The organism is Pseudomonas sp. G3-19 (genome assembly GCF_054855875.1).
The window spans coordinates 1,935,154-1,960,315 of record NZ_JBMPIQ010000003.1; the positions used below are offsets into that span (position 1 = coordinate 1,935,154).

22 protein-coding genes are annotated in these 25,162 nt (G+C 61.7%); 15 read left to right on the top strand and 7 right to left on the bottom strand.

What is annotated here, in order from left to right:
* Positions 1-153: 153 nt before the first annotated feature.
* Positions 154-960 (top strand): glycosyltransferase family 2 protein, encoded by an 807-nt coding sequence (locus ACOYXI_RS08820; protein ID WP_098964560.1) that lies wholly within the window; start codon positions 154-156, stop codon positions 958-960.
* A gap of 329 nt (positions 961-1,289) precedes the next feature.
* Here the strand turns inward: ACOYXI_RS08820 and ACOYXI_RS08825 are convergent, their stop codons facing one another.
* The 7 genes from ACOYXI_RS08825 to ACOYXI_RS08855 all read right to left on the bottom strand — a co-directional run bounded on the left by ACOYXI_RS08825 (position 1,290) and on the right by ACOYXI_RS08855 (position 8,621).
* Positions 1,290-1,874 (bottom strand): hypothetical protein, encoded by a 585-nt coding sequence (locus ACOYXI_RS08825; protein WP_098964562.1) that lies wholly within the window; start codon positions 1,872-1,874, stop codon positions 1,290-1,292.
* Positions 1,875-1,959: 85 nt separating this feature from the next.
* Positions 1,960-2,142 carry a hypothetical protein gene (locus tag ACOYXI_RS08830; RefSeq protein ID WP_134786777.1) on the bottom strand — a complete coding sequence of 61 codons (183 nt, stop codon included), beginning with the start codon at positions 2,140-2,142 and terminating at the stop codon, positions 1,960-1,962.
* Positions 2,143-2,153: 11 nt separating this feature from the next.
* Positions 2,154-2,396, bottom strand: a complete 243-nt coding sequence (locus ACOYXI_RS08835; protein WP_098964563.1) for a hypothetical protein — start codon at positions 2,394-2,396, stop codon at positions 2,154-2,156.
* Positions 2,397-2,546: 150 nt separating this feature from the next.
* Positions 2,547-3,617: a lipocalin-like domain-containing protein gene (locus tag ACOYXI_RS08840; protein WP_223007920.1), complete on the bottom strand. Its 1,071-nt coding sequence runs from the start codon at positions 3,615-3,617 to the stop codon at positions 2,547-2,549.
* Positions 3,607-6,078, bottom strand: a complete 2,472-nt coding sequence (locus ACOYXI_RS08845) for an ABC transporter permease (protein ID WP_461674742.1) — start codon at positions 6,076-6,078, stop codon at positions 3,607-3,609. Before ACOYXI_RS08845 ends, ACOYXI_RS08840 begins: the two co-directional genes overlap by 11 nt.
* Positions 6,075-6,728 (bottom strand): ABC transporter ATP-binding protein, encoded by a 654-nt coding sequence (locus ACOYXI_RS08850; RefSeq protein ID WP_258675156.1) that lies wholly within the window; start codon positions 6,726-6,728, stop codon positions 6,075-6,077. Before ACOYXI_RS08850 ends, ACOYXI_RS08845 begins: the two co-directional genes overlap by 4 nt.
* A 195-nt stretch (positions 6,729-6,923) precedes the next feature.
* Positions 6,924-8,621, bottom strand: coding sequence for a sulfatase-like hydrolase/transferase (locus tag ACOYXI_RS08855; RefSeq protein ID WP_461674743.1), 1,698 nt, complete (start codon positions 8,619-8,621; stop codon positions 6,924-6,926).
* A 389-nt stretch (positions 8,622-9,010) separates the two neighbouring features.
* On the opposite strand from ACOYXI_RS08855, the gene ACOYXI_RS08860 reads away from it, so the two are divergent.
* The 14 genes from ACOYXI_RS08860 to ACOYXI_RS08925 all read left to right on the top strand — a co-directional run bounded on the left by ACOYXI_RS08860 (position 9,011) and on the right by ACOYXI_RS08925 (position 25,158).
* On the top strand, positions 9,011-10,363 hold the full coding sequence (locus tag ACOYXI_RS08860; protein ID WP_461674744.1) for a UDP-glucose dehydrogenase family protein: 1,353 nt from the start codon (positions 9,011-9,013) through the stop codon (positions 10,361-10,363).
* Positions 10,360-11,397: an NAD-dependent epimerase gene (locus ACOYXI_RS08865; protein WP_461674745.1), complete on the top strand. Its 1,038-nt coding sequence runs from the start codon at positions 10,360-10,362 to the stop codon at positions 11,395-11,397. The genes ACOYXI_RS08860 and ACOYXI_RS08865 overlap by 4 nt, the downstream gene beginning before the upstream one ends.
* An 18-nt stretch (positions 11,398-11,415) precedes the next feature.
* A complete protein-coding gene (locus ACOYXI_RS08870; RefSeq protein ID WP_223007917.1) occupies positions 11,416-12,162 on the top strand; it encodes a sugar transferase in 747 nt (248 codons plus the stop codon).
* Positions 12,162-12,809: a CpsD/CapB family tyrosine-protein kinase gene (locus ACOYXI_RS08875; protein WP_007961335.1), complete on the top strand. Its 648-nt coding sequence runs from the start codon at positions 12,162-12,164 to the stop codon at positions 12,807-12,809. Before ACOYXI_RS08870 ends, ACOYXI_RS08875 begins: the two co-directional genes overlap by 1 nt.
* Positions 12,810-12,830: 21 nt before the next feature.
* Positions 12,831-13,856, top strand: a complete 1,026-nt coding sequence (locus tag ACOYXI_RS08880; RefSeq protein WP_098964572.1) for a polysaccharide biosynthesis/export family protein — start codon at positions 12,831-12,833, stop codon at positions 13,854-13,856.
* A gap of 17 nt (positions 13,857-13,873) precedes the next feature.
* Complete coding sequence (locus ACOYXI_RS08885; RefSeq protein ID WP_461674746.1) at positions 13,874-15,466, top strand: GumC family protein; 1,593 nt, start codon at positions 13,874-13,876, stop codon at positions 15,464-15,466.
* Complete coding sequence (locus ACOYXI_RS08890) at positions 15,463-16,554, top strand: glycosyltransferase family 4 protein (RefSeq protein ID WP_210558971.1); 1,092 nt, start codon at positions 15,463-15,465, stop codon at positions 16,552-16,554. Before ACOYXI_RS08885 ends, ACOYXI_RS08890 begins: the two co-directional genes overlap by 4 nt.
* Complete coding sequence (locus ACOYXI_RS08895) at positions 16,551-17,921, top strand: O-antigen ligase family protein (protein WP_134786784.1); 1,371 nt, start codon at positions 16,551-16,553, stop codon at positions 17,919-17,921. Before ACOYXI_RS08890 ends, ACOYXI_RS08895 begins: the two co-directional genes overlap by 4 nt.
* Positions 17,918-18,886, top strand: a complete 969-nt coding sequence (locus ACOYXI_RS08900; RefSeq protein WP_461674747.1) for a glycosyltransferase — start codon at positions 17,918-17,920, stop codon at positions 18,884-18,886. The genes ACOYXI_RS08895 and ACOYXI_RS08900 overlap by 4 nt, the downstream gene beginning before the upstream one ends.
* Complete coding sequence (locus ACOYXI_RS08905) at positions 18,879-20,015, top strand: glycosyltransferase family 2 protein (protein WP_134786786.1); 1,137 nt, start codon at positions 18,879-18,881, stop codon at positions 20,013-20,015. The genes ACOYXI_RS08900 and ACOYXI_RS08905 overlap by 8 nt, the downstream gene beginning before the upstream one ends.
* Positions 20,016-20,028: 13 nt before the next feature.
* On the top strand, positions 20,029-21,030 hold the full coding sequence (locus ACOYXI_RS08910; protein WP_330207003.1) for a polysaccharide deacetylase family protein: 1,002 nt from the start codon (positions 20,029-20,031) through the stop codon (positions 21,028-21,030).
* Entirely contained in the window at positions 21,027-22,331 is a 1,305-nt protein-coding gene (locus ACOYXI_RS08915; RefSeq protein ID WP_135296944.1) for a lipopolysaccharide biosynthesis protein, read from the top strand. The genes ACOYXI_RS08910 and ACOYXI_RS08915 overlap by 4 nt, the downstream gene beginning before the upstream one ends.
* Complete coding sequence (locus ACOYXI_RS08920; protein ID WP_461674748.1) at positions 22,328-24,253, top strand: hypothetical protein; 1,926 nt, start codon at positions 22,328-22,330, stop codon at positions 24,251-24,253. Before ACOYXI_RS08915 ends, ACOYXI_RS08920 begins: the two co-directional genes overlap by 4 nt.
* 215 nt (positions 24,254-24,468) lie before the next feature.
* Positions 24,469-25,158, top strand: coding sequence for a GNAT family N-acetyltransferase (locus ACOYXI_RS08925; RefSeq protein WP_134786787.1), 690 nt, complete (start codon positions 24,469-24,471; stop codon positions 25,156-25,158).
* The last annotated feature ends 4 nt before the right edge of the window (positions 25,159-25,162 follow it).

Consider the following 25,162-nt stretch of genomic DNA (forward strand, 5'->3'; position numbering starts at 1 on the left):
TGTGGGCCGGCTTGCGTCGTGCGCGAGATGCCGTGGCTCGACACACTTCGAATGGCTTGCTGAACAGAAAATTAAGCTTCAACTAAGCTTGCGTCGCTAGCATCCCGGCCCGAGAGACACCTGTCGCCGATCAACCGCGGATGAGCTTCCCGAATGAGCCAGTTTGATTTACCAGCCGTTACGCAGTCGAATTTCAGTCTTGTATTGGTAAATTACAAAACCCCGGACATCACCCGGATGTGCCTGGAGTTGTTGCGCGAGCACGTCCGGGCGCAGCGCATTCCGGTTTGGGTGGTGGACAATGATTCGGCGGATGCCAGCCTGGATTACTTGCGTTCGCTGGACTGGATCAATCTGATCGAACGTCCCTCCCCCGGCAAAGAAGCGGGACATATTGCGCATGGCAAGGCGCTGGATCTGGCGCTGGAAAAAGTTGAAACCGACTATCTGTTTCTGCTGCACACCGACACCTTTGTCTACGACAAGGAAGTCTTCGCGATGATGTTGCGCGAGTGCACTAGGACTTCGGATATCGCCGCAGTCGGGTGTGTCGAACAAATCAATCGTGGGATCGTGAGAGACACCTGGCGGTTAACTTCGCGATTTTGCAAACACTATATTCGCCGGGCGAAAACTGCGTTGGGTTTGCGCAGTAAAGAGCCGAAACCTTATCGGGAAACTCACCTCAAGAGTTTCTGCACTTTGTGGAACGCCAAGTTGATGAAGTCCCATGGACTGCACTTTTGCATGGATGACCGAGTGCCCGGTTATACCCTGCAGGATCGAATGGTCGGTCTGGGCTATGGCATCAAACTGCTGTCACCACGCAAGATTTTCCGCTATCTGGATCACATCCAGGCAGGAACCGTCGCCGCCGCCGGCACGTACGGCAAAAACCACCGCCGCACCAAGATGTATGAAGCCACCCTCAAACGATTTGAGGGGCAGGCATCGGCATAATCGCGAACACAAAAAAGGGCGACTGCAAAGTCGCCCTTTTTTTATCTGAAATTGTATACATCCGCTCCGAAGAGGTGTTCGCCCAGTGTAATGGCCTGGCAATCCATGCACCGGTAAAGAGCCCTGACACTGGGCGAACGGGAAGGATTTTAATAGAAGTTGGCAGATATGTCGTCATACACAAAGGTAAATTTTATGTACGAAAAAGTTAATAGATATTTATCGACGAAATCCTTTCGTGAAACTTTCAAAGCACGGTTCAGCTCATTTCAGATGATTGTTCTCATACAATAATCTGTACAAGAACAATCATCTTGTAGAGTTAATACTCAGCTTTCATGCTGACTGGTCACTTTTAATACATCGGTATAAGTGACAACTACGCTCTGCCCGACTTTCAGATCTTTCAGCTTGGCCTGAATTTCAGGCTTTTTGACGTCGAGGATTTTCGACTGACCTTGAGGGTTTTCCAGGGTCACCTGATTTTGCTTCAAATCAATTTTGGTGATTTTCAATTGCACCTGAATCTGGCGATAAGCCTCGCCGCCCGGGTTTTCGCTGCCCGGCGCCTTGCGCAGCTCGCCGCTCCGCTCGACGGTGCCAGGCAGACCTTTATCTACATCGGTATCGAGGTAAGCCGCCACCGAGCGTTGTACTTCGACTTTTACCAGATCGCCGACCTGAAGATTGGCGAGGTTTTTCGCCTTGTCGCTGAGCTGAACGTGAACCTGACGACCTTCGGCGCCTTCCAGCACCACCTGATGGTTGGCTGCATCGACGGCCAGCACTTTGGTGGTGACCTGATCGGCCTCGACGGTGGCGGACAGCGGAATATCGGCCGCCATGGCGCCGAAGCTGGTGGCGGACAGGACGGTTGCGAGGGTGATGGCCTTGGCCAGAGCGTGGAGCTTCATAAGCGGTACTTTCCCTGTAATGAATGGCAGCAACCGGCGCCAACGTCTGTTTGGCGCCGAATGTGCCACTGAGCATAGACGCTGTTCAGGGCTTGGCTTTCGTTTCTGACGCGGCGGTCTCCTGCGCGGTGGACTCGCCACTGGTGGTGCCCTTGCCGCTGTCCTCGCGCTGTTTGGGGTCGGTCGGGCGCAGCGCGTCGTTGTCGCGCTCGGTTTCTCCCGGTGGCCGGGGTTCGTCGGGGTGTTCGCTGGGGGATACGGGTTTCATGGTGGTTCTCCTCAGGCGTCAGGGTCATCCAGTTCATTGGTAACGTTCACGGCTGGCGAATTCTTATGCAGGTCATCGGCCTTGGCGCGCAGGATCTGCCACTGCTCCAGATCGATCGCGCCCTGGCCGAGCAGATCGTCGGCAATGCGTTGCAGGTCGAAATAGTGAGCGTCGGGGGATTGCTGCCAGTAGGTCTGATCGTCGAACAGGCGCTGCCAGGTGGTGAGGTCTGGGGGTTGCAGGTCGTCGCTCATGGGCGGGCTCCTCGCCGGGGTCTCGGAAATGGGCCGGGATTGATCGGTAGAGGGTGGTAGACGGGGCGGAGTTCCGGGCAATTGCTCTGTGGGTGGCTGTAACGGCGCCTTCGCGGGCAAGCCCGCTCCCACAGGTTTTGCGTGTGAGCGTCAGTACCCGGTCATTTCCAGATAGCCGCGCCCGCCATGGCTACCGCTGATCCGCACCGGCCCTTCCCAGTAAGGGATGCGCAGGTTCATCCAGGCGTCGGGATTGAGCGCGTCGAGGCTGATGTCGAGGTGTTTGTCGGGAATGCTGATCGACCAGCGCACCGGCATCTGGCGGCCGGCAACTTTTGCGGTGTCCTTGGGTGTGAGTCTGATCTGCGCGCCGTGCAGGGTTTCGGTCTGGCCGTCGGCGTTGATCCAGGTGCCGGTCAGATACGGCGCGCCGTCGGTTTGCCGGGTGCGAAACAGCATCAGCGACTCACCACTGTCCAGGTGCAGGGAAAACCAGTCCCACCCGGTCTGATTGGCTGCCAGCGGCTGACTGCTCCATTCACGATCCAGCCACGCCGGGCCGCTGACGGTGTAAGTCTGGCCGTCGATTTGCAGGGTGCCGCTGGCCTGAAAAAACGGCTGACTGTAGTAGTACGAAGCCTGACCCTGTTCGGATTTTCGGCTGAAACCGTTGTCACCTTGCAACACCAGTGGACGACTGGAGGTGAGGTGCAATTGATAGCTGAAAGCTTTGTCGCTGGCACTGAGTTGCAGATCGGTCAGCGGATCCTGCGCCTGACTGGCGAAGCGCCAATCATCGATCCACGCCTCGAACGGCGCGACGTTCACCCCGGCCTGCCCCACTCCGCCTCGGGCATAGCGCTCGGCGGCATGGTGCGCGGTGGCCGAAGTCACTGCGGCATGCCCGAGCCAGATCGTCTGGTTGGCCCAGCCAGGTTGGTCTGCCGCAGGTTTTAACGCACTGCGAAACAGCGTCCATTGCACGCCGAAATCGTGGCCCTGCTGATCCTTGAGATTGGCGGTGACATACCACCACTCGATACGAAAACCATCATGTGCGCCGTGATCTGCCGGGAAGCTGAACACCCGCCCCGGCACCACCGGTGTGAACTGCGCGGCCTGATCGCCGAGCCCGGCAAAACCCTTCTGCTCTGGCACAGGCTGATCGCAACCGCCCAACAGCAGCAACGCGAACAGCAGCGCAACCCGGTTAATCCTCATGAGCAAACGTCCTCAGCAGATCCGCAGGTTGCGTGCGGTACAACGAATACAGCGGCCACGCCGAGGCCAACAGCGTCGCCAGCAACGCCAGCCCTAGCAACTGCAGCAGTTGCAGCGGAAAGATCCGCAACGGCAAACGCCAGCCGAATGCCTGCACATTGATCACCGCGTCCAGACACCACGCCAACGCGATCCCCAATGGCAACGCCAGCACCAGCGTCAACACCGCCAGCAGCCAGGTCTGGCCGAGGTTGAGCAGCATCAACTGGCGGCGCGTCACGCCCAAGGCCCACAGCGGCGCCAGTTGCCCTAGGCGGCTCTGGCTCTGAGTCAGCAGGCTGATGAACAGCGCGACACCGGCCACCGCCAAAGTCAGGCTGTTGAGCGCGGCGGTGGCGGCGAAAGTGCGTTCGAAAATCTGCACCGACCAACCCTTGAGTCGCGCCTGATCGACGATGCGGCTGTCATCAAGCTGAAAGCGCGTTTGCAGTGCGCGCAAAAACGGCGGGATATCGGGCGGCGCGATGCGCAGGTTGAAACGGTTCGGCGTCAGTGACGGCCACAACCGCAGCAAATGATTGCTGTTGACCAGCGCGTGCCCCTTGGGATTGCCGTAGTCGGCGTAGATCCCGACGATCCGCGGCGACCACGCCCCGCCCGGCGTCGGCACGCTCAGATGATCCCCCGCGCGCACCTTCAGCCGTCGTGCCAGTTGTTCGCTGAGCATCACTGAATCGTCGTTCGCCAGATGCGCCCACGGATCTCCGGCAATCGCCTCGAGCAACGGCCAGTGCTGCCGGTAATAAGGATGATCGATCACCCCGAACACATCCGCCGGCCAGCCTTGCAGGGTGACCGCGACTTGCCAGTTGGGCAGCACCGCGCTGACGTTCGGCTGTTGTTTGAGCCAGGTGTACATCTCGCGCGATTGCGCCGGATTGACCGGGTTGAGGTACAGCTCGGCACTGAGGCGTTGTTCGAGCCAGTCGTCGAAGGTCTGGCGAAAACCGGCGGTCATGCTGCCGGCGCCGATGTTGGCCGACAGCGCCAGCAGCAACGCCATCAGGGCCAGACTGAGTGCCGGCAGTTGCTCGCGGCAATCGGCGAGAAACCACTGACCGAGTACCGAGCGACTACGCCCGAGCAACGGATTGAGCACCGCGCTGAGCACCACCGGCAACGCCAGCGCGGCGCCGAGCAGCAACCCGGCCATCAACACAAAACCACTGCTCAGACTGTCGCCCCAGACCAGCGCCAGCAGCGCGATCAGTCCCAGCACCGCCGCCAGCCAACCCTGACGGCGCAACCAGCGCGCATGTTGCTGATGCCAGGCCTGCGGATCCGCCACCGCCAACAGCGGCAAGCGTGCCGCACGCAGCAGACTGTTGGCACCGGCCAGCAACGCGCCGAACAGGCTCAAACCAATACCGCTGAACCACCACCACGGACTCAGGCGCAACTGCCCCGCCACTTCCGCGCCATAAAGGCCGCGCAGGCTGGCGGCGACATCCGGCAGCAACACGCTCGCCAGCCAGTAACCGCTGATGACTCCGAACACCCCGCCAGCCAACGCCAACACACCGAGCTCGACGACCAGACAGCCGATCAACATCCGCGCACTGACCCCGCAGGCGCGCAACGTACGCAGCAGGCCGCGACGTTGTTCCAGTGCCAGACCGATCGCCGCGTGCACGATGAACAGTCCGACCAGAAACGAGAGAAAGCCCAAGGCATCCAGGTTGAGGTGAAAGCTCTCGGTCAGGCGCGAAAGATTGTTTTCCTCGGCGCTGCTTTTGAGCTGCAGCCGGCCATTGAACGCGGCCGGCAGCTCGCCATGAAAATCCTTGGGCAGTAACAAGCGTGACAGTTGCCCGGGCTGTTCGAGCACGGTTTGCGCGACGCCGATGTCGACCAGCAACATGCCCGGTGCCATGTCCTTTTGCGCGTGCAGCGGCGGCAGCGTCTGGCCGCTGGCGGTTTGCGGCGTGGCGCCTTCGGTCAGGCCCAAGGCGTGCAGGGTTTCCGGTGAAATCCACGTGCTGCCCGGCGGCGAGAAGAACGCGACGATGCGCTCGATCGGCATCGCCTGCCCGGCCACCGCAGCGTCCGTCGGCAGCGACACCGGTTCGATGCCCATCAGTTGCAGCCGCTGATCCGGATGATCCTTGAGCATCAGCCGGCCTTGCAGCAGCGGCGACACCGGCCAGCCTGCGCGGCGCAGATCGATGAACCACTGCTGGGTGAACGTCGCACCGCTCGGTGTGGCCAGACTGGCCTGAGGTTCGCCGCCGATCATCTGGCTGGCCCGGGCGTAACTGTCGCGGGCCTGACTGTTCAGCGCCTCGACCCCGGTCAGCAGGCTGGTCGCCAGCCACAACCCGGTCAGCACACTGAAGAACTGCACCGGATGCCGCCGCCAATGGCTGAGTAGCGCGCGCAGGGTTTGCCAGAAAACGTTCACGTCAGCCGGCCACTGGACAACACCACCCGCTGCGCCAACCGCGCCGCCACGCGTGGGCTGTGCGTGACCATCAACAGCGTGGTCGGCGTGTCATCCAGCAACTCGAGCAACAGGCGCAGCACTTCGTCGCTGGTGGCTTCGTCGAGGCTGCCGGTGGGTTCGTCGGCCAGCAGCAGTTTCGGCCGCGACGCCAAGGCCCGGGCCAGCGCCACCCGCTGCTGCTGACCGCCGGAAAGTTGTTCGGGATAACGCTTGAGCAACTCGCCCAGCCCCAGACGCTGCACCAGATGCGCTTGCCAGCGCGGCTCATGGCGCCCGGCCAGGCGCGCCTGGAACGCCAGATTGTCCTCGACCCGCAGGCTGCCGATCAGGTTGAACTGCTGGAACACCAGACCGATTTCCGTGCGGCGCCAGTCGGCCAGTTGCGCTTCGTTCATCTGCTCCAGCCGATGCTCGCCGCTGTGAATACTGCCGCGATCAACCTTGTCGAGGCCTGCGATCAGGTGCAGCAAGGTGCTTTTGCCGCTGCCGGATTCGCCCATCAGCGCCAGACTGCTGCCGGCTTCGAGCGTCAGGTCGACGCCTTGCAGCACCGGTAACGGGCCTTGGGGGGTGAGGTAACTTTTGAACACGCCTTGAACCTGAAGCATGCCGCCATCCGTTGGGTCAGTGTGGGGCAAGGATAGCGGATTGCGGTCTCTTCAGATCAGTGGTGTTTGCACTGGCCTCATCGCTGGCAAGCCAGCTCCCACAGTGTTTTTGGGTGTATTCAGTATTTGTGAACAACCTCAATCCCTGTGGGAGCTGGCTTGCCAGCGATGAGGCCCGTTGGCCCGACACAAATCTCACTCCCCGGTCGCCACACTGGTCGCCGCCGCACCCGGCGTGACGATGGTCTTCAGATCAATATGCTTCCACTCAGGCTTGGCCCCCAGCCGCGCATTGAAGCGGTAGTTGAAGGTGAAGTCGTCCGCTGTCGGCAGCGTCAACGGTTTGCCGTACAGCGCCTCGACTCCCGCCAGGTCATAACCCATCAACTGCAGCAGCGTCGGAAAAATGTTGTAGTGACTGGAGCGATCCTTGTTCGCCGGCAACGCTTGCGCCCAGTCCGGCCCGTGCAGCTGATCGCCCTGAATCACCACCAGTGGCACCAGCCCTTCTTCCTCCACCGGATCGCCACCGCAGTGGGTATTGAGCCCGGGGTTGCCGCGTTCATGCAGGTCCTGGCCGTGATCGGAGGTGTAGATCAGCAGCGCATTGTGCAAATTGGCCTGGGCAAACACCCGGGCGAAGAACTCGCCGACATTCCACAGCACGGTGCTCTTGTAGGCGTTGCGGTACAGCACCCAATCATCCGGCTGGCCGTTGAAACCGTCGCGCTTACCGGTATCCGCCACTTCGGTGAATTGCCCGCGCGGCAAGGTCGGACGGTAGGCCATGAAGGCGTCGGGGTATTTGTCGTGCACCGGGAAATGCGCGCCGACCTTGTTGATCACCACCAACTCCGGCTGATCATCGTTGAGCAATTCGATCAGCTTGGCGGCGGCAGCCATGTCGCGGTCACGCACGCTGGTCTGGTCAAACTGGACGAATTCGTCGATGTCTTTTTTCTCGGTGTCGGTCATCAGGTTCTGCAGATTGCCGGCAGTGCGCTGAGCGTCGATGTACACCGTGCGCAACCCGGCCTTTTTCGCGTACTGCCAGATCGACGGCAGCGTGCTGTTGATGCGCATGTAATCGTCGCGGGTGCCGCCGTAGCGCAACGTGACGTTGGTGTCGGCGCTGCAATTGGCGATGGATGCGGCGTAGCCGTAGTTGAAAATGTCGACGCCCGGATGCGCCTGATTAAGGTTGCTGTGCACCCCGAACGGCGCGTTGATGTCCAGGTAATTGCCGGAAATGCTTTCGTCGATGATCAGCACGATGTCGTGATTGATCGCCACTGCGTTGCGCGCCAGCGTCACCGGCTCGCGCGGGCCGACCGTGTTGTGCAGCGCTTCATAAGCGAACAGGTTGAGATAGGCCAGCGGCGTGTACATGATCGGCAAACCGCGCGCGCCCTCGCCCGCCCGCAGGAACAACACCGCGCTCAACAGCAGCACACCACACACCGGCGCCGCCACACGCAACGCGTTGGGCACCACCAGTGCATGGCGCGGTTTCAGACCGATGCCGAACAGCAACAGCAGACCACTGAGCGCGCCATGAATGATCGCGTCGCGATACTGGTAGGCGGCCTCCTGAATGAAGCCGCCGGAGTACACCAGCGAGACAAAACTGCTGTAGCTCAGGTAATCCGCGGTGACTCGGGTATAGACATCGAAAAACACCGCCGAGACAAACAGTGTTATTGCGAACAAGTGGCGAATGAGAGCCTGACGAATATAAGCCGTTAGATATAACGCTAAAGTAAGCGCCAAAAACATCGCGCCAAAAAGAAGTACAGCAAAACCGACGCCGATAGCATTTAACCGATCAACGTAATATTCGGAATAAAGCAGCAAATAAACAATTAAAAGTACTTCTTTGGTATATCTGAACATGGCGATACCGCTCGTGCAAAACGGCAGGGAGTCAAAGGTTTGTCGGTCAGAACCTGACACTAGCACCCAGCCATCAAAGCGCAAGAATTGACTGTTTTCTTTAGAAAGCGTCAAAAAACCGGTGACTCAAATCTGACACACACAAAACGCTAGAAGCCTTTAAATTAAAGACTTACAACCGTTTATCGCTTATTTGAAATCTGAACAAATCTGCAAAAAAACAACAAATCCAATCGCAGCAATGACTTGATGGCCAATCGCCAAAAAGCGCTCAAGTGTTATACAGGTGCAACATGTCATTTTGCTGACACGCTTTCCAAACCCTGCGCTATACCCCTTTTACAGTCTTCTTCCGAACTTCTTCTTTTCGCTCTATCGAGGGTGCGCAGATGGACGTGAGCGTATTTGGCACCGGCTATGTCGGATTAATTCAAGCCGCCGCACTTGCAGATGTAGGACATCGGGTTTTATGTGTCGATATTGACCCCAACAAGATCAAGCAACTGCAACAAGCTGTGCCACCTATTAGTGAGCCAGGTCTTTCCAGCACCCTTGAAGAAAACATCAAGGCCGGCCGCTTGCTCTTTAGCACCCAGGCCAGCGACGCGGTGGAGCATGCCGAGCTGATTTTCATCGCCGTGGGCACGCCGGCCGATGAAGACGGTTCCGCCGACCTGACCCACGTGCTCAACGTCGCCCGGGAGATCGCCTCGCACATGGAGGCCGATCGCACCCTGATCATCAAGTCCACGGTGCCGGTCGGCACAGCGGACCAGGTCGCCGCCAAGGCCAGCGAAGAGTTGCAGCGCCGTGGCAAAAGTGCCCTCAAGGTCCGCGTGGTGTCCAACCCCGAATTCCTCAAGGAGGGCAGCGCCCTCGCCGATTGCATGCGCCCGGACCGGATCATCGTCGGCACCCGCGATGACGAAGCCCGCGAGCAGATGAGCGAGCTGTACGCGCCGTTCTGCCGTAACCACGAAAAACTGATGTTCATGGACAACCGCAGCGCCGAGCTGACCAAGTACGCAGCCAACGCGATGCTCGCCACGCGCATCAGCTTCATGAACGAACTGGCCAACCTCACCGAACTGCTCGGCGCCGACATCGAAGCGGTGCGCAAAGGCATCGGCTCCGATCCGCGCATCGGCTACCACTTCATTTACCCCGGTTGCGGCTTCGGCGGTTCATGCTTCCCCAAGGATCTGCGCGCCCTGCTGCACACCGCCGAACACAACGGCATGCCGCTGAAATTGCTGCGCAGCGTCACCGACGTCAACGACAGCCAGCGGCACATCCTCTTCGGCAAACTCAAGGCGCAGTTTCCGCAGGGTCTGGCCGGCAAGTCGATTGCGATTTGGGGCCTGGCGTTCAAACCCAATACCGATGACATGCGCGAAGCCCCCAGCCGCTACCTGATGGACGCGCTGTGGGCCGAAGGCGCCAGCGTGCAGGCCTACGATCCGGAAGCCATGTCCGAATGCCGGCGCCTGTACGGCTATCGCAACGACCTGCACCTGTGCGCCACCCGCGACGACACCCTGGAAGATGCCGATGCGCTGGTGATCTGCACCGAGTGGAAGAACTTTCGCGTAGTGGATTTCGAGCTGCTGGCGAGCAAGCTGCGCTCGAAAGTGATTGTCGACGGTCGCAACCTCTACAACCCGGAACACGTGGCCGCCGCCGGTCTGCATTACAGCGGCATCGGCCTGCGCCACATCGCTCCGGAAGGACTGCGCCCATGAGAATCCTGGTCACCGGCGCAGCCGGCTTCATTGGCGCCCATTGCGTGTTGCGGCTGATGCGCGACGGGCATGCGGTGGTCGGCCTGGATAACTTCAACGGCTATTACGACCCGCAACTGAAACACGATCGGGTGCAATGGGTGCGCGATCAGGTCGGGCATTTCCCGCTGGCGCGGATCGATCTGGCCGATGCCGCCGCGATTGAAGCGCTGTTTGTCCGCGAGCAACCGCAAGTGGTGATCCACCTCGCGGCGCAGGCCGGGGTGCGCTACTCGCTGGAAAATCCGAAGGCCTACCTCGACAGCAACCTCAGCGGTTTCCTGAACATTCTCGAAGGCTGCCGGCATCATCCGGTCGAGCATCTGATCTACGCCTCGTCGAGCTCGGTGTATGGCGCCAACCAGCACACGCCGTACTCGGTGCATGACGGGGTGAATCACCCGCTGTCGCTGTACGCCGCGACCAAAAAAGCCAACGAGCTGATGGCCCACAGTTATAGCCACCTGTTCGGCATTCCCTGCACCGGTCTGCGCTTTTTCACCGTGTACGGGCCATGGGGTCGGCCCGACATGTCGCCGATCCAGTTCGCTCGGGCGATCACCGAAGGCACGCCGCTGAAGCTGTTCAACTACGGCGAGCACCAGCGCGATTTCACTTATATAGACGACATCGTCGAAAGCATCGCGCGCCTCACCGACCATCCGCCGCACAACCACCCGGAGTGGGATCGTGAACATCCCGACGCGGGCAGCAGCATGGCGCCGTGGTGCCTGTTCAACATCGGCGGCCACCACCCGGTGGAGCTGAAAACCTATCTGGCGCTGATGGAAAAACACCTCGGCCAGAAAGCCATTGTCGAGCTCTTGCCCCTGCAACCGGGCGATGTGCTCAACACCTGTGCCGAGACCGATGATCTGGCCCAGGCCACCGGGTTCCAGCCCCGGATCGAGCTGGATGAAGGACTGGGGCGTTTCATCGCCTGGTTTCGCGACTACTACCCCACTGCCTATCGCCCACGCGCCGCTCGCGGCTGAACATCAGCGGAGGACCCCATGACTGGACATGAACAAGGTGTACCGATCAATCAGATGCGCCGTGACAAGCGCATGGATCCCGAGCACCGAATGCGCCTCGATAGCGCCATCCACCGGCAGGGCCGTGGCTGGCTGACCGGCCGCGACGGCGGTCGGCCATGGACGCTGTCACGCACCAACCGGGTATTGGCCTGCTTCGGTGCGCTGCTGATTCTGGTGATGTTTTCGCCGCTGCTGCTGGGCCTGGCGCTGGCCATCAAATTCACCAGCCCGGGACCGGTGATGTTCGTGCAGAAACGCACCGGTTATCGCGGCCGCACCTTCGGCATGTACAAGTTCCGCACCATGGTCTGCAACGCCGAAGAACTCAAGGAATCGCTGCGCCACCTTAACAAGCACGGGGTCGACGCCATCGACTTCAAGATCGACAAGGATCCACGCATCACCGGCATCGGCGGTTTCCTGCGGCGTACCAGCCTCGACGAACTGCCCAACCTGTTCAACGTGGTCAGCGGTGACATGCGCCTGGTCGGCCCGCGGCCGACTTCGTTCAACGCCTACCGCTACAAGGACAACCACCTTGCGCGTCTGAGCATCTACCCCGGCATGACCGGCCTGTGGCAGATCTCCGGGCGCAGCAATATTGACTTCGACCAGCGCGTTGAGTTGGACCTCAGCTATATCGCCGAGCAAAGCCTTTTGCTTGATCTGAAGATCTTGTTGAAAACCCCCTTCAAAGTATTCAGCGGCCACGGAGCAAGCTAATGGACGGTTCAACCAACAAAAGCCTGAGCATAGCCAACCCCAGCGAATCGAACCTGATTTCGACCGTGCTGGATCTGGATCTGCGGATCCTGTTCCTGACCGCCGCCAACCCCGGCGCGGGCACCACCACCAGTGCCCTGGCACTGGCCAGCCAACTGGCGCAGATGAGCAGCGGCCAGGTGTTGCTGGTCGATGCCAGTCAGTCGGCAGGCAACCTCACGCAGCAATTGAACCTGGGCAAGGAGCGCGGCCTGCGCGACCTGCTGTTCAACCCGGACAACCCGCCGCTGTTGCAGGACTGCGTGGTGCAGGTCTCGAGCCTGCCTTTCCATGTGCTGCCCAATGGCCGGCCGATCCGCACCCTCGAACACCTGACCGCCGAGCGCCTGAGCCCGCTGCTCGACCGCCTGGGCACCCAGTACCGCTTCGTGGTGATCGACGGCGACGCGGTGTATTCCGCCGCCGACACGCTGGTGCTCGCCACTCAGGTCGATGGCGTGGTGTTCGTGGTCCGCGCTGAGGACACCCGCTGGGAAGTCGCCCAGGCCGCCGTGCAACGTCTGACCCAGGCCGGGGCAAAAGTGGTCGGCAGCGTGTTCAACCGGCGCAAGTACTACATGCCCAAGTGGCTCTACAAAAACCTGTAAGCAAACGCGAAGGATGACGCCATGAACGCCAAGATACTTGTTCTGCTGATGCTGCCGCTTGCAGGCTGCTCCAGCACTTCCGAAACCCAGAACATGCCGGTGAACATTCTCACCGCCACCCCGGCCAATGCCCAGGCCACCGATATGCCCAAGGTCGAACAGACCCTGCGCCCGCAAGACGTGCTGGATGTGATCTTCCACATCAGCACCAGCGGTTCGGACGCTTACCGCGTGCAGTCGGGTGACCAGATCGGCCTGAACTTCACCGCCGCCAGCCAGCTCAATGGCAACCAGTTGGTGCTGCCCGACGGCACCATCAACCTGCCCGGCGCCAACACCTCGGTGAAAATCGCCGGCTTGACCGCCGACGAGGCGCGCGATGAAATCCAGCGTGCTTACCAGCGCAAACAGCTGTTCCAGCCCAACCGCAATCAGCTGACCGTGCAGGTCATCAGCCCGCTGACCAATGAGCAAAACCTGAAAAGCGCACTGAATCACCCGGCCACCGGCATGAGCCGCGAGATCACCGTGGGCAATGACGGTTATGCGAGCTTTCCGGAAATCGGCGCCGTGCCGCTGCAAGGCATGACCATCAACCAACTGGAAACCTTTCTTAACCAGAAATACGCGCAATTGCCCGGGCGGATGAGCGTCGATGTGATGCTCAAGTCCACCGCCGGCAACGAGATCTATGTGCTCGGCGAAGTCGGCCAACCGGGTTCCTACCCGATCCGCCGTCCGGTCTCGGTGCTTGAAGCGCTGACCCTGGCGCGTGGCACCAACGTCAAGGCGCGCCTGGACTCGGTGGTGATCATGCGGCGCAACGGCAACCAGGTGCAGGCCGTGCACTACGACGTGGAAAAAGCCCTGTCGGGCGATGCGTCGCAGATCGCCTACCTGCAACCGGACGACATGCTGTTCGTGCCGAAAACCAAACTGGCGAGTGCCGGCGATCTGGCCCGGCAACTGGCTGACGTGGTGCTGTTTCAGGGCGTGGGCTTCAGCTTCGGCTACCGCGTCGACAACAAAAGCAGCAGCAGTAACTGACTCTCAGGTGACCGATCATGAATCCAAAGGAAAACTACCTGCATGAGTTCTTCAGGATCTTCTTCGCCAACAAGCAACTGGTGAAACGGGTCTTCCTGATCTTTGCAGTCATCGCGTTGGTACTGCCGCTGGTGCTCAAACAGAGCTTCGATATCACCGCTCAGGTGATCGTGCAGTCGAAAAAACTCTCCCAGGGTGACGCCACCACGTCACTGACGGTCGATAACGCCACCTTCATTCCGCCGTCGCTGGCGGACATGGAAACCGAAAGCAACATCCTGCGGTCCCCGGCGCTGATCCGCCAGACCATCAGCGAGCTGCGCGACAAGGGCGAGTACAACCCGCCGGCGGGCATCTTCGCCAAACTGGTGAGCGAACCGTTCCGCCGCTATATCTCTTCGCCGCTGCGTGAGTACGTGATCAATCCGCTGCGCAACATGCTCGGGCTGCAAACCGATCCGGTGCGTGACACCGTGCTCGACGGCCTGACGCAAGATGCGATCAACAGCCTGAAAATCGAGACCCTGCCAGGCTCCAACGTGATCTCGATCGTCTACAGCTTCCCCGATCCGCATCAGGGCACGACGTTCGTCGCCACCCTGCTGCAGAACTATCTGGGCAGCCGTCAGGCGCTGCAATCGATCGACCTGCCGCAATCCTTCTATGAAACCAAGAAGCACCTGTATCAGGTGCGTCTCGACGGGCTGGAAGGTAATCGGCAAGCGCTGCTGGAAAGTGTTGCATCGTCCGATCCGAAGGAAGAAATCACCTTCCGCCTGAACGCGATCAATACCGAAGAGCAGGCCCTGAACCTGTATCAGGATCGCCTGTTGCAGAGCCAGCGCTGGCTCGAATACCTGAAAACCGCGCTGACGGCCGCCAGCAGCAACAAGCTCAACGACTACACCTTCCCCTTCACCTTCACCACCACCGTCGATAACGTGGCGTTCGAGGATCGGGAAATCAAACAGTTGGGCGAGCAACTGACCACTCAGGTCAGCCGCTACATGAATGACCTCGCGGTGTTCCAGCCCGGCAGCGAGCCGATGCTGCTGACCCGCGAACAGATCGCCCGCACCCGCCAGCAGTTCCTCAAAGTGGTGAGCAACCGCATTCAGGAGCGCACCAACGATCTGGCCGTGGTGCAACAGGTGATCGATCAGAAAACCGCGCGCATCGCCGAGTTCAAGAACCGCATCCACACCTTGCAGCAGACCCAGAGCAAGCTGCGGCAGATGGACACGGAAATCGACGCGCTGCACACGGCGTTCTCGACCTACGCGCAACGCTTTGCCGAAAGCAGCACCGCCGGTTCGCTCAACGACGACCTGTCGAACGCCAAGGTGCTCAGCCCGCCGTTCGAGCCGACCGAGCCAGCGTTCCCCAAACCGCTGCTGATCATTCCGTTCGGGCTGTTCACCGGTCTGCTGCTGGCGATAGCCCTGGTCTATGTGCGTGAGTTCTTCGATCACCGTTTCAAACACCCTGCGCAAATCACCCACGAACTGGGCCTGCCGGTGTTGCTGGTGATCAACGACGAGAACGTGCTGCCGAGCAATCCGCACAAGAACTGGACCGTGCCAAGCTTCGTGCACTGGGTGCGCAATTGAACACGCTGTCCACCCCGAACGCCGCGCTGCCGATCATTCATTTGCTCAGCAGCGGCGGCTTCTATGGGGCCGAGCGCATGCTGCTCGATCACTGCCTGGCGACACCGGGGCAGCACCAGGTGCTTTTCCTCGATGCACCGCCGGCGTTGATCGCGCGCTTTCGCGAGGCCGGGGTGGACTGCCGTGGCTGTGCCGGGCTGGGTGAGCTGTTGCGCCACCTGCGGGCCCGGCGCAGCGAACGGCCGCTGATCAACACCCACAACTTCAAAGGGCTGTTGTTCGGCTGGGTCGGCGCAACGCTGTTGCGTTTGCCGCTGGTCATCACCCAACACGGCTTCACCCCGCGCAGCCGCAAGCAGAAGTTCTACACCTGGCTGAGTCTGCAGTTGTGCCGCACGGCGTCGGTGGATCGGGTGGTGTGCGTGGCCGAGAGCATTGCCGTGCTGCATCGTCAGGCCAGCGTGCAGGCGGAAAAACTCCAGGTGATCCCCAACGGATTGCCCGCCGCCGACGCGCTGGTCAGCACCGTTGACCGCCAGCGCTGGCTCGCCGGTTACGTCGGGCGCCTGAGCAGCGAGAAAGGTCCGGACCTGTTTCTCGATGCGCTGATTCCGCTGTGTCACCAGCATCCGCAACTGGACGCGGTGATGCTCGGCGACGGCCCGGAACGCGAGGCGCTGCAGGAGCGGATCGACGCCGCAGGTTTGCAGCAACGGATTCGTCTGCCCGGCTACCAGACCGCCATGCAACCGTGGTGGCAGCGCCTGGATGCGCTGGTGATCAGCTCGCGCACCGAAGGCACGCCGATGATTCTGCTCGAAGCGATGCAGAGCGGCGTGCCGGTGGTGGCGTTCGCCGTCGGCGGCATTCCCGATGTGCTCGAGCACCGGCATAACGGTCTGCTGGCGACACCTGCCGACAGCGCCGACCTCGCCCGTCAGCTCGACAACCTGCTGAGCGAGCCGAAACTGGCCCGGCATTTGTGCGACAACGCAAAGCGTACGCAACAGGATCGCTACGACCTCAAGGCCCTGGCCGAACGCTGGTCGCAGCTGTACATCCGCACGGCACGGGAGGCACGCGCATGATTTTCCCGCTCTCGATCGTCACGCTGCTCGGGATGGTGTGCATCGGTCTGCTCGCCAGCCCTTATCCGTTTCTCGCACCCGGCGCGGTCATTGGCCTGGTGGGTTTCACAGTGTTGTATCGCAAGCCGGCCTGGGGCCTGCTGGGCATTGCCGCGCTGGTGCCGTTCGAAGGTTTCTTCAAGGACAGCGCATTGTCCGGAAGCAAACTGATCGGCGCTTCGCTGGCGGTGATCCTGATGCTGCAACTGGCCATGCACCAGATTCCTTCCGAGCGCCTGCGCAGCAATATCTGGCGGTTTCTGCTGTGGTTTCTGGCGCTGTATTTCCTCAGCCTGTTCAACACCGATGACCTGGGCATGTCGCTGGGGCATCTGCGCGAACTCAGCGTCGGGCTGATCCTGTTTGTCATCACCCTGCTGATCGGCCGTGAACTGAACCTCGACCTGTTCGCCCGACTGGTGACCCTGAGTGTCAGCGCCACCTGTGCCATGGCGATGTTTTCAGTCAAATTCCAGGATCAGGGCCGCGCTGCCGGTCTGCTGGAAGACCCCAACGCCTTCGCCTTGCTGATCGCCTTCGCCATTCCGCTGGCGCTGCTGCTGGTGATTCGCGGGCCGAATCTGTTGCATCGGTTGTTCTGGGGCGCTTGCTGCCTGTTGCTGCTCGGCGGCATGACCAAGACCGAATCGCGCTCCGGGCTGGTGGTGGTGGCGTTGAGTCTGTTGATCGGCTGCTGGCACTACCGCGCGCAACTGACCCGCATTCGCCCACGGCACCTGGGTTTCGCCATGCTCGGCGCGGCCATCGTGATTCCGCTGGCGATCTACGCCATGCCCGCCGGTTACCTCGCGCGCATTCAGTCCCTGAGCGTGTTGAGCGCCGGCGCCAAGGGCCACGACGACGAATCCCTCGGCCGGCGCGCCTCGTACATCGTGGTCGGCGGGCAGATGATCCGCGAGAACCCGCTGCTCGGCTCCGGTCCCGGCACCTTCCCGCTGCACTACGCGACCACCGGCTACGCCAAAGCGTTTTCCGCCAACCGCAAGATCGGCGACCTGTACCGCCGTGCCCACAACACCTACCTGGAAATTTTCAGTGAACTGGGGATTCCCGCCGGCCTGCTGTTTGTCGGCATGCTCGGCCTGGGCCTGTACAACCTGATCCGCGCCCGCGCCGCGTGGATGCTGCGGCGCGATTGGCAGCAGGCGGACCTGATGACTCACCTCGGGGTGAGCTTTCTGTCGCTGACCCTGTTCCTGATGTTCCTCAGCGCACCGAACCAGAAATACCTGTGGATCATGCTCGCGCTGACCAGCGTCCTGCGCCTCAAGGCCGAACAGGCGCCACTGACCGAGGCCAGGACATGAGCCGGATCAGCATCATCATCCCGATGTACAACGAGGCCCGGCACATCGGCCGCACGCTGCTGGCGGCGCAAAAAGCCGCACATGCGGCCGATGTCGAGTGCGAGTTGATTGTGGTCGACAACGGTTCGAGCGACGACGGCCCGCACATCGCCCGCCAGTTCGGTGCACAGGTGCTGGTGCTGCCGGGCCTGCTGATCGGCGCGCTGCGCAATCGCGGTGCGCTGCTGGCAAGCGGCGAGTGGATCGCGTTCATTGATGCCGACGTCGAAATGCCCGAAGACTGGCTCAAGCCCTTGTTCGAGCTGCAAGCCGAGGGTCAGGCCGACGTCTTCGGTCTCGACCTGCACACCCCCGCCACTGCGCCGTGGTACGCCGCCGCCTGGCAACGGCGCACGCTGCGCCCGTCGAGTCAGGCATCGCACCCGGTGGACTGGCTGCCCAGTTCCAACCTGCTGATGCGCCGGCGCTGGTTCGACAAGGTCGGCGGCTTCAACGAACACCTGCGTACCGGCGAAGACAAGGAATTTACCCTGCGCCTGCACGAACAGGGCGCGCGGCTGCTGTCGGTGAACAGCAGCGTGGCCCTGCATTGGGGCTACGAGATGAACTGGCGCGAGTGGATGGGCAAGGAAATGTGGCGTCAGGGCAGTCATCTGCAACTGCTGCGCACTCACGGTTTCAGCCTGCGCCTGCTGCGCTTTCCGCTGCTCTCGCTTGGCGCGTGGCTGCTCGACTTGCTGGCGATTTCCGCACTGCTCAACGGTTTTCCGCACCACGCGGCCGTCATGGTGATGCTGACCACGATACCGGCGCTGGTGCTGAGCATTCGCCAGAGTTCACGCCATCATGATGTGGGCCTGACCCTGCAACTGTGGGGCCTGCACTGGGTGCGGCTGCACCTGGCCGGGGCGGCGTTGATTCTCAGTCTGTGTCATTGGAACACCAGGAGGCCTGCCCGTGGCTGAATTCATTTTCTGGATGTGCCTGCTGCTGCCGGTATACGCCTACCTTGGCTACCCGCTGCTGCTGACTGTACTGGCGCCGCTGTTCCCGGCCTGGCGCCACAGCCCGGCGCCGCCGCTGAACATCAGCATCGTGATTGCCGCGCACAATGAGGCGCGGCACATCGAGCACAAGTTGCGCACGCTGCTGGCACAGGACTACCAGCCGGCCACGCTGCAGATCATTCTCGCCAGCGATGGCTCGACCGACGACACCGTGGCTTGCGCGCACAAAGTGGTTGATTCGCGCATCACTGTGCTCGACCTGCCGCGCCAGGGCAAAGCCGCGACGCTGAATGCCGGCGTAGCCCTGGCGACTGGCGATATTCTGGTGTTCACCGACGCCGACAACCAATGGTCGCGGGAAACCCTCGGCTACCTGCTCGCCCCGCTGAGTGACCCGAATGTCGGCGCCTGCGCCGGGCACATGGTGATTCCGGTGACCGGCGGCGGCCTCAGCGTCGGCGACAGTCTGTACCGGCATTACGAAGGCTGGCTGCGTCGGGTGGAAAATCGCACCGGCTGCATGGTCTCGGCCGACGGCGCCCTGCTCGCCCTGCGCCGCGAGCTGTTCCAGAGCGTGCCGGCGGAGGTCAACGACGACTTCTTTCTCAGCACCTGTGCACCGGTGGCCTTCAAGCGCATTGTGTACGTGCCCGAGGCGCAAGTGATCGACCACGGTGTCGACGAAGCGGACAAACAGTTCCGCCGCCGTCAACGCGTCACCGTCGGTGGCCTGCAAAGCCTCGCCCAGCGCAGTGAGCTGCTCAACCCACTCAAACATGGCCTGTATTCGCTGGCGCTGATCAGCCACAAACTGATCCGGCGCCTGGCACCGATCCTCCTGCTGCCGTTGCTGCTGAGCAACTTCTGGCTGTGGGACGACCACGGTTTCTATCGACTGGCCCTGATCGCCCAGCTGTTCGGCTACGCCATTGCGCTGGCCGGACTGCTGGACTCGCAACATCGCTTGCCCAAACCGTTTCGTCTGGCCGCGTTCCTGCTGGTCACCCTCGCCGGGATGAGTCTCGGCCTGTGGCAGTTCCTGCGCGGCCACCGATATGCCCAGTGGAACCCTGAACAAAACCGTTGAGAGGACCGAAGCCATGGCGATCAAACAATTAATAAAACGCACCAGTGGCTGGCTTTACCTCAACTCGCCCGTGGGACGAAACCAGTTGCACGGCGCCGGGGTGATTCTGATGCTGCATCGGGTGCTGGCCAACGACCGCGCCGCCGACTTGCCGCACCGCAATGAGCTGTGTGTCGGGCCCAAGGCGTTCGAACACCTGCTGGTGTGGCTGCGCCGGCACTTCGATTGCGTGCCGCTGATGGACATCCTCACGCCCACCGCATTGCGCAGCGAACGCCCACGGGTGGCGCTGACCTTCGACGATGGCTGGCGCGACAACGCGGTCAATGCGTTCCCGTTGCTGCAAAAACATCAGGTGCCAGCGAGCATTTTTCTCTCCACCGATTTCATCGGCAGCCGTCAGCGCTTCTGGTGGGAAAGCCTCGGCGAAACCCTGTGGGGCAGCCACGGCGAAAAGGCCCGCATGCATCTGATCGAATGCCTGCACATGATCCACCATCCGGTGCCGGTGCTGGTGGATGACATCGACGTTGATCGCCGCAGCCTGTCGCTGCTGCATTACCTGCAAGGCCTGAAAAACCTTGAGCCGGCGATGCTCGAACGCCTGACCGACGAATGCCCGCCCGAAGCGCAGCCGCAAGCGCTGGACTGGCATCAGGTACGCGCGCTGGAAGCCTCGGGGCTGGTGCGCTTCGGCCCGCACGGCGCCAGCCACGCGATCCTCACTGAACTGGACGATGTGCGCCTGAGCGAAGAAATCAGCCGCAGCCGCGACGCCCTGAACAATGGCTGCAACCGGCCGTTGCCGGTGTATTGCTACCCCAACGGCAACAACGACGATCGCGTGCGCAAGCAGATTGCTGCCCACGATTACCCGTTCGCCCTGGGCACCGGCACCGGCATCTATCGCGGTGAAGGCGATCCGCTGAACCTGCCGCGTTTCGGTGTCAGCCAGCGTACTGCGCGCAACCCGGAGTTGCTGTCGTGGCGCATCTTTCGTGGCAACCGCCCATGAGCCGCAGCCACTATCTCAAACACTTGGCGCTGAGCATGGGCACCAAACTGGCGATGATCGCCCTGCGCCTGCTGCGCAACGTGTTACTGGCGCGGATCCTCGGGCCGAGTGAACGCGGGTTGTTCGCGTTGCTCAGCACCTTGCCCGACCTGATCAGCGCTGCCACCAGTGGCGGGTTGAATTCAGCCGTGGGTTATCAAGCCGCCAAGCAACGGCCGATGGGGCTGCTGTTGAGTCAGGTGCTGGTCTTCGGTTGCTTGCTCGCCGGTCTGCTGACCTTGCTGGTGGTGGCGCTGGTGCGTGAGTTCGGCAGTGAGCTGGATGTCACAGTACAACTCGGTCTGCTGGCGTGGCTGTTGCTGCTGGCGGTGCCGCTGACCGTGCTGAAAAGCGGCCTGCTGACCCTGCACAACGCCTCCGGCGGCGTGGTCGCGTTCAACGCCTTGCGCCTGACCGAATCACTGGCGCCACTGCTGCTGTTTCTCGCACTGTTCTGGATGTGGAAAAGCGCGGCGCTGGAAGCGGCGTTGATCAGTTGGCTGGCCGGGATCAGCCTGGTGGTGCTGGCCGGTTGGGTCTGGCTCAAACGCGCGCAACCGCTGCAGTTGCAATGGGATCGCGCCAGCCAGAACGAACTGCTGCGCTACAGCGCGCGCAGCCATCCGGATCTGCTGTTCCAGCAAGTGATTCTGCGCTCGGATTACCTGTTCATCGGCGCCCTGCTCGGCAGCACCGCGCTGGGTCATTACGCGATGGCCAGCGCCGCCGCCGAACTGCTGCTGATCGTCCCGGAAGCGGTGACCACGCCGCTGATGAAACGCCTGTTGCAACAGGACGAAGGCATGGACAAGGTCACTCCGCTGGCCCTGCGCCTGACCGCCACGGTGATGCTCGGCGCGTGCCTGAGCATGGCAGTGATCGGCAACTGGCTGATCGTCACCCTGTTCGGCATCGCCTACCAACCGGCGTATCCGGCGCTGCTGGCGTTGCTGCCGGGGCTGCTCGGCCTGTGCTACGCGAGCATCCTGCGGCTGGACCTGCTGGGGAAAAACCGCCCCGGCACGGTGTCGCTGCTGATGGGTCTAGGCGCCCTGCTCAATCTGGCGCTGAACCTGGTGTTGATTCCGGCCTACGGCATCGTCGGCGCGGCAGCGGCGTCGTCGATTGCCTATCTGGCGGTGACGGTGGCGATGCTGGTGTTGTACTGCCGTTTGAGCGGCGTGGCGTTCTGGCAAACCCTGATCATCCTGCCCAGCGACATCGCGCCGATGTGGCAGATGCTGCACCGGAAGGCCGCATGAAAGGCCTGGTCCTGCTGCTCGGTCTCGGCCTGTCGCTGGACGCCTTTGCCGCGTCGATGCGCTGGGGCGAGATCCGCGACGGCAGCCTGTACCTGCAAACCGACCGTCCGGACACCGTGACCGTGCGCTGGACACCCGCGTGGCAGGCCGAGGCCAACGAAGAGCATCTGTACCTGCTCGACGGCCAGGGCAAATTGCAGGGCGAACGCGTGATCAAGGCCAGCGAAACCCGCGGCACCCAGAGCTGGGCGTTGCTGCCGGGTGCCGCCAGTTATCGCCTGGAAATTCCCGGCTACAGCTTCCGCAATTACCGGGTCGAACACGACGAGCACACGGTGGCGCTGTTCGAACCGGCCAAGGTGCATTTCAGCGCGCAGACGCAGAATGGCGACGAGTTGTATTTCAAAGTCGCGCCGGGGGAACACGCGGTGCTTGCCGGCAAGTTTCATGGCGGGGTCAACGCGCTGCAGGTACAACGGGTTGGCGATGATCAGCCACTGACACTGACGCTGACGCTCAAACCCTATCGCGCCTATTGGCAGTTCGATCAACTGGCGTTGCCGGTCAGCGAGCGCGAACAGGTCTGGCGCCTGCGCCTGCAAGGCAGCGGCAAAGCAGCATTCTGGCTCGACGGCACGGCCAATCGGTTTGCGCAGACTCCGCAGCAACTCAAACCCGTGCGCGAAGAGACCGGCCAGATCCACCTGACCCTGCACGACAAAATCCTCGGGCGCACGCCGGATCTGGGCATCGCCCTGCCCTACGTGATGCCACCCGCCAGTAGTCACGCGGTGCTGGATGCGCTGAAAGCGACCGCCGCCAGCTACTACAGTTTTGTCGATGTCACGGCGAAGAATCCGCACTTCGAAGACGCGTTCCGCCAGGCTTATCAGGAGCGCTTCGGCATCCGTCAGGACATCACCTTGCTCGCCGGCAGCCAGCGTCAGGCCGATCTGCGCGCCGACGTGCAAAGCAATGGCGGCCTCGATGCATGGCTGGCCGGCACCCGCGCCTTGAGCGGTAAAGGCACGCACTACATCGGTTTTGCCGACGAGCCGAACCTCAACTATTCAAACTTCGAGCAATACCGGGCAATTTTCGCCAGCATGGCCAGGCAAGTGCGCAGCGATCCGGCGAATGCCAAGGCTGGCGTGCGCATCGCCATGCCGGCCAGTTCACGGCTGGTCAACGGGCCGTTCGCCGATAACGCGGCAGACAAGCGCGGCATCGACTGGGCGCGACGTTTGCTCGGTGAGTCCGCCGAGCAGATCGACGCACTGGCGTGGCACGAGTGGATGATCCGCGACCTGCTCGCCACCCGGGTTTACCGCGACAGCGTGCGCCGCGCCGCCGAACTGGTTGGCCTCGATGGCCACGGCCAGCCGCGCAAAGCCTTGCTGCTGGATCAGACCAATATGTCCAGCGGTTCCAGCCTCAGCCCCTACGATCAGGAGACGCACTACGCCTCGCTGTGGTGGGCGTCGGTGGTGATCAACGCTTCGCAGGACGGTTTGCTGAGCATGCTCAACTGGTTTCAGGCCGCCGATGAACCGCAGTATCCCAAGGGCATGATCCGGGTTTTGGGCGATGAGCGTTTTGAGCTGAAACCGGTGGGGCTGGCCCAGCAGTTCATCGCGCAGCATTGGCTGCACCAAGTGCTGTGGCTAGAGAACGATGGCTTTGAAGTCGATGTGCTGGCGATGGCCGGCGACGAGCAGCGGGGTCTGCTCGGTGTGAACAAGGGCACGCGTTTGCAGCGTGTTGACCTGAGTGGCGCCAAGTGCCCGCTGAACAACGGTGCGTTGCGTTACTTCGGCGCGGACAACCGCAGCCGCGACGCGCCGTTTGCCTGCCGCGATGGACGCGTCAGCTTCGACTTGCCAGGGGAAACCCTGTTCGCGTTGAGCTGGAGCGCGTCATGAAGCCAATTCCGAATATCAGAAAAGGTAAAGCGAACAAAGATTTGTGGGTAGGGAGTTTTTGTGGCGAGGGGATTTATCCCCGATCGGCTGCGCAGCAGTCGTCGCTTTTAGCCTGTAAATGCGGGGCCGCTTCGCAGCCCATCGGGGATAAATCCCCTCGCCACAGAGCCCCTCGCCACAGTTGTTCGCCCTGCCGGAACGCCGGAGTACAGAACATGGGTACCGTCAGCAAACTCAGCCAGCACATCAAACAAAAAGGCCTGCGCGCCACCCTCGCCAAGGCGTGGAAGCACTACGTGTTTTTTCATCAGGAATTGCTGTGGATGGAGCGCGACCTGGTCAGTCCGGTGCCACCGCACAGCCTCAAACCGTATCCGCCGCTGCGGGTGGTGAAGATCACCGCCGACAACGCCAGCGCCTTTGCCCGCTACTTCGGCGACCGCGTCGGGACCATGGCCGAGCTGGCCAACGAAGGCCACACCGGACACATGCACCTGGACGATCAAGGCGATGCCGTGGCGTTCATCTGGGGCAGCGCACGGGACTACTTCGACCGGCATTACTACGGCTGCCTGTTCCCGGTGAAACCCGGCGAGTTCTTCGAATTCGGTGGCGAGCTGACCCGTGCCTACTGGGGCAGCGAGCTCTCGGTGGACCTGCAACTGGAACTGTGGAAAGCCATGGCGGCCCAGGGCTGCGACAAGGTGGTGGACGTCTGCGAATTCCACAACGTCCCGGCGCTGAAACTGCACCTGCGCATGGGTTACACCGAGCAAGGCCGGATCATGAACGTCTACACCCTGTTCGGTCGCTGGCACTTCTACCGCGAAACCCGCTACAGCGGTTCGCGACTGGATGCGCTGCGCAAACCGTCCCGCCCACCTGTCACAGCCACGGCGGTCTGAGCCT

Excerpts from the sequence above, each read along its gene's own strand:
- ACOYXI_RS08870 (WP_223007917.1), top strand. The coding sequence starts at position 11,416 with ATGACTGGACATGAACAAGGTGTACCGATCAATCAGATGCGCCGTGAC.
- ACOYXI_RS08895 (WP_134786784.1), top strand. The coding sequence starts at position 16,551 with ATGATTTTCCCGCTCTCGATCGTCACGCTGCTCGGGATGGTGTGCATC.
- ACOYXI_RS08835 (WP_098964563.1), bottom strand. The coding sequence starts at position 2,396 with ATGAGCGACGACCTGCAACCCCCAGACCTCACCACCTGGCAGCGCCTG.
- ACOYXI_RS08875 (WP_007961335.1), top strand. The coding sequence starts at position 12,162 with ATGGACGGTTCAACCAACAAAAGCCTGAGCATAGCCAACCCCAGCGAA.
- ACOYXI_RS08920 (WP_461674748.1), top strand. The coding sequence starts at position 22,328 with ATGAAAGGCCTGGTCCTGCTGCTCGGTCTCGGCCTGTCGCTGGACGCC.
- ACOYXI_RS08880 (WP_098964572.1), top strand. The coding sequence starts at position 12,831 with ATGAACGCCAAGATACTTGTTCTGCTGATGCTGCCGCTTGCAGGCTGC.
- ACOYXI_RS08830 (WP_134786777.1), bottom strand. The coding sequence starts at position 2,142 with ATGAAACCCGTATCCCCCAGCGAACACCCCGACGAACCCCGGCCACCG.
- ACOYXI_RS08865 (WP_461674745.1), top strand. The coding sequence starts at position 10,360 with ATGAGAATCCTGGTCACCGGCGCAGCCGGCTTCATTGGCGCCCATTGC.
- ACOYXI_RS08820 (WP_098964560.1), top strand. The coding sequence starts at position 154 with ATGAGCCAGTTTGATTTACCAGCCGTTACGCAGTCGAATTTCAGTCTT.
- ACOYXI_RS08850 (WP_258675156.1), bottom strand. The coding sequence starts at position 6,728 with ATGCTTCAGGTTCAAGGCGTGTTCAAAAGTTACCTCACCCCCCAAGGC.
- ACOYXI_RS08910 (WP_330207003.1), top strand. The coding sequence starts at position 20,029 with ATGGCGATCAAACAATTAATAAAACGCACCAGTGGCTGGCTTTACCTC.
- ACOYXI_RS08915 (WP_135296944.1), top strand. The coding sequence starts at position 21,027 with ATGAGCCGCAGCCACTATCTCAAACACTTGGCGCTGAGCATGGGCACC.
- ACOYXI_RS08885 (WP_461674746.1), top strand. The coding sequence starts at position 13,874 with ATGAATCCAAAGGAAAACTACCTGCATGAGTTCTTCAGGATCTTCTTC.
- ACOYXI_RS08825 (WP_098964562.1), bottom strand. The coding sequence starts at position 1,874 with ATGAAGCTCCACGCTCTGGCCAAGGCCATCACCCTCGCAACCGTCCTG.
- ACOYXI_RS08925 (WP_134786787.1), top strand. The coding sequence starts at position 24,469 with ATGGGTACCGTCAGCAAACTCAGCCAGCACATCAAACAAAAAGGCCTG.
- ACOYXI_RS08840 (WP_223007920.1), bottom strand. The coding sequence starts at position 3,617 with ATGAGGATTAACCGGGTTGCGCTGCTGTTCGCGTTGCTGCTGTTGGGC.
- ACOYXI_RS08860 (WP_461674744.1), top strand. The coding sequence starts at position 9,011 with ATGGACGTGAGCGTATTTGGCACCGGCTATGTCGGATTAATTCAAGCC.
- ACOYXI_RS08855 (WP_461674743.1), bottom strand. The coding sequence starts at position 8,621 with ATGTTCAGATATACCAAAGAAGTACTTTTAATTGTTTATTTGCTGCTT.
- ACOYXI_RS08900 (WP_461674747.1), top strand. The coding sequence starts at position 17,918 with ATGAGCCGGATCAGCATCATCATCCCGATGTACAACGAGGCCCGGCAC.